Source organism: Hydrogenivirga sp. 128-5-R1-1, assembly GCF_000171895.1.
Map to the genome: position 1 here is coordinate 1 of NZ_ABHJ01000079.1, position 3,149 is coordinate 3,149.

The following is a 3,149-nucleotide window of genomic DNA, read 5'->3' on the forward strand; positions in this document are numbered from 1 at the left end:
AATCTATAGATGAATGCTTTATATTTTGCTTTATAAATGCTTCTACTTCAGGAATTATCTGGGTTTCTACTTTAATTTCTTTTCCGGCAACATTTGACAGCCATTTTTGAAGGTTTTCAATATCTTCTAATTGTTTATTTATGACAACCTTTCCAGGTATGAAGTTTCCTTGCTTGTAGTAGCTTATTATTAGGGATACAATATTTTCTTCGTCTTCAATATTTGATACTTTTAATTTATCCATTCCAATTATTCTATTTGTCCTGATTACTGTAATATATATATCAGGATAGTTTATATAAAATATATCTGCTTCTTTTTCAGGTATCCCTACAACTTTTTGTTTTTTTATTAAATTTTCCAGTGCTGATATCTGGTCTCTTACAACTGCTGCTTTTTCAAAAAGCATTTTTTTCATATATTCTTCAATTCTGTCGTAAAGTTGATAAATTACTTTCCCAGCATCTCCTGATAAGAATGCTTTTGCAGATTTTACATCAAGCATATAATCTTTTTTTGAAATTTTATTTACACATGGTGCAGAGCAAAGTCCAAGATGATAATCAAAACATGCAATATTTCTTTTTGGCATTGGGTCACAAGTTCTCAATTTAAATACTTTGTGTATAAGCTGTTTCATTGCCCTTGCAGTTTTTGCAGGTATAAAAGGACCAAAGTACTCTCCGTCTATTTCTCCGTATTTTCTGCTTATTTTAACTGTAGGATATTCATCATTTGTAATAACAAGCATAGGATAACCAGAGCCGGATTTTAGCATTACATTGTACTTTGGCTTATACTGTTTTATAAGTGCATTCTCAAGTATAAAAGCTTCATAATCTGAAGATGTTATTATCCATTCAAGTTGTGTAGATTCTTCAAATATTTTCTGCTCTTTATAATCATACTTTAATGCCTGAAGATGTCCTTTTAATCTATTTTTTAGATTTTTTGCTTTTCCTATGTATATGTATTTGTTTTTATTCTTAAAAATATACACACCAGATTTTTCTGGCGCTTCTTTAATTTTATCAAAGAGCACAGCAACCCTCGTTATCTATAAACTGAATAGTTTCCATGATTTCTCTAAAATCTGGAATATTTTTACCTTCAGCAATAAGTTGTATAATTCCATACCTGTCCACTAAAATTAAAAACTCATCTTTATCTTTTAGCTCAATTTTGTCTAAGAAATCTTTAGTTAAAATCTGAATGTAATCTATTACCTTCACACCGGCTTTTTCAAGCTGGTCTTCATAGTCAGACAGGTCAACGTTGCTGGATTTGTATATTATAAAATGCCATCTGTTTCTTATGTCGTACACTGACTTTCCCTTAATTCCATCTAAAAATTCAAAATATGGAATTTGACTGCCTATTTTTGCTTTCAATAACTTTCTCCTTGATTTAATTTGTAAAACACATAATATTATATGGCAGGTTTTCAAATTTTGTAGGTTAGATGTTGCTTACCAGTAAAGTTTTATATTACTATTTTCTGCAAAATTTTTGTAATTTTTTTTATAAAGGAATGTTAATTTAATGTTAAATAAGTCTATATTTGAAGAGATATTTGATAAATCCTTAAATTCTATAGGAATAATAGATGAAAAAGGTGAATACGTTTTAATAAATAAAGCTCATGAGAAATTATTGGGGTACACTTTAGAGGAATTAAAAGGCAAAACACCAGAAGTTCATCTAAAAAATAACTTTAAAAAAGTTGTAAAAGATATAAGTGAAAAAGGTCATTTCTCAGGTGAAATTGAATGTATAAAAAAAGATGGTAAAAAAATCAGTTGCTACCTAACTGCTTATAAAATAGAAGTTGAAGGAAAAACTTATTATGTTGGTATAAAAAGCGATATAACAGAGATAAAAGAAAAGCAAGAGATTATTGATGTTATTACAAATGAATCAAATTTTGGCTTTCTAATCTATAAAGATAAATTTTTATATACAAATCCTTATTTCAAGGAAATTACAAAATATTCAGAAGAAGACCTTAAAGATTTACATGTATGGGATATTATTGAACCACCTTATGATAAAAAGGTAAAAGAGAATATTAAAAAAAGATTAAAAGGTGAATTCTTTAATTACAGTGATATTTTACCAGTAAGAACAAAAGATGGAAAAGTAAAATGGTTTTATATAAATGCAAATACAATAAGTTTTAAGGGAGAATATGTAGGAATCACAACTTTCATTGATATTACAGAGAAAAAAGAACTTGAAGAAAAATCTATTTCCTTGAAAATTACGACCTTTTAACCAGACTTCCAAATAAAGAACTTTTTAAACATCAACTTAAAGACCTTATTAAAGAAAGTGATAAATTAAAAGAAAATATAGCAGTTATTCTTGTTGATATTTATAATTTTACGGAAGTAAATGATACATTTGGTTCTCATGTAGGGAATGAAATACTCAAACAAATATCAAAAAGACTTATAACACAGTTAAATATAGCAGATATTATAGCAAGATATGGTTCAGATGAATTTATTATAGCGATAAAAGACCCTCAAATTTCAAATATATTTTCGTACATAACATTAGATATGCTTAAAAATATTTTGCAGACTCCATTTCAGATAGATAATAACGAGATTTATCTGAACTATAATCTTGGAATAACAGTTTATCCAGATGATGCCGATGATGTGGAAACATTAATAGCAAATGCAGAGATAGCGTTAAAACAGGCAAAAAGAAAAGGAAGTAATGAAATATACTTTTTCAATAAGAGTGTAAATAGCAGTGTTAAAAAGAAAATAAATTTACTTTCGGAGCTAAAAAAGGCAATTCAGTTTCAGGAGTTTGAAGTTTATTTTCAACCAAAAATAGATTTATCATCTGAAAAGATAGTTGGGGCAGAAGCTTTAGCCAGATGGAAAATTCCTCCTAATGAGTTTATACCTGCTTTAGTGGAATCTAATCTTATGTTTGAAGCAGGATGTATTATAACTGAAAAAGCTCTGCAGTATGCAGGTGAAATTGTAAAAATAGACCCTGATTTGAAAATATCTATAAATATGTCTTTTGAACAGTTAAAACATGATGAATGTCCGCAAAAACTATGGGATTTGGCTGCCAGATATAAAGTTCCTGCTGAGAATATAATTATAGAAATAACAGAAACCGAA

Annotated in this window: 4 protein-coding genes; 2 read left to right on the plus strand and 2 right to left on the minus strand. The window is 28.1% G+C overall.

What is annotated here, in order from left to right; genetic code table 11:
• A partial coding sequence (locus HG1285_RS05160; protein WP_008288463.1) for a GIY-YIG nuclease family protein occupies positions 1 to 1,042 on the minus strand: 1,042 nt, incomplete at its 3' end.
• Complete coding sequence (locus HG1285_RS05155; protein ID WP_008288464.1) at positions 1,032 to 1,391, minus strand: hypothetical protein; 360 nt, start codon at positions 1,389 to 1,391, stop codon at positions 1,032 to 1,034. The genes HG1285_RS05160 and HG1285_RS05155, both read right to left, overlap by 11 nt.
• A 151-nt stretch (positions 1,392 to 1,542) precedes the next feature.
• On the opposite strand from HG1285_RS05155, the gene HG1285_RS05150 reads away from it, so the two are divergent.
• Entirely contained in the window at positions 1,543 to 2,274 is a 732-nt protein-coding gene (locus HG1285_RS05150) for a PAS domain S-box protein (RefSeq protein ID WP_008288465.1), read from the plus strand.
• On the plus strand, positions 2,244 to 3,149 hold a 906-nt coding region (locus HG1285_RS20310), incomplete at its 3' end, for a bifunctional diguanylate cyclase/phosphodiesterase (protein WP_232219509.1). The genes HG1285_RS05150 and HG1285_RS20310, both read left to right, overlap by 31 nt.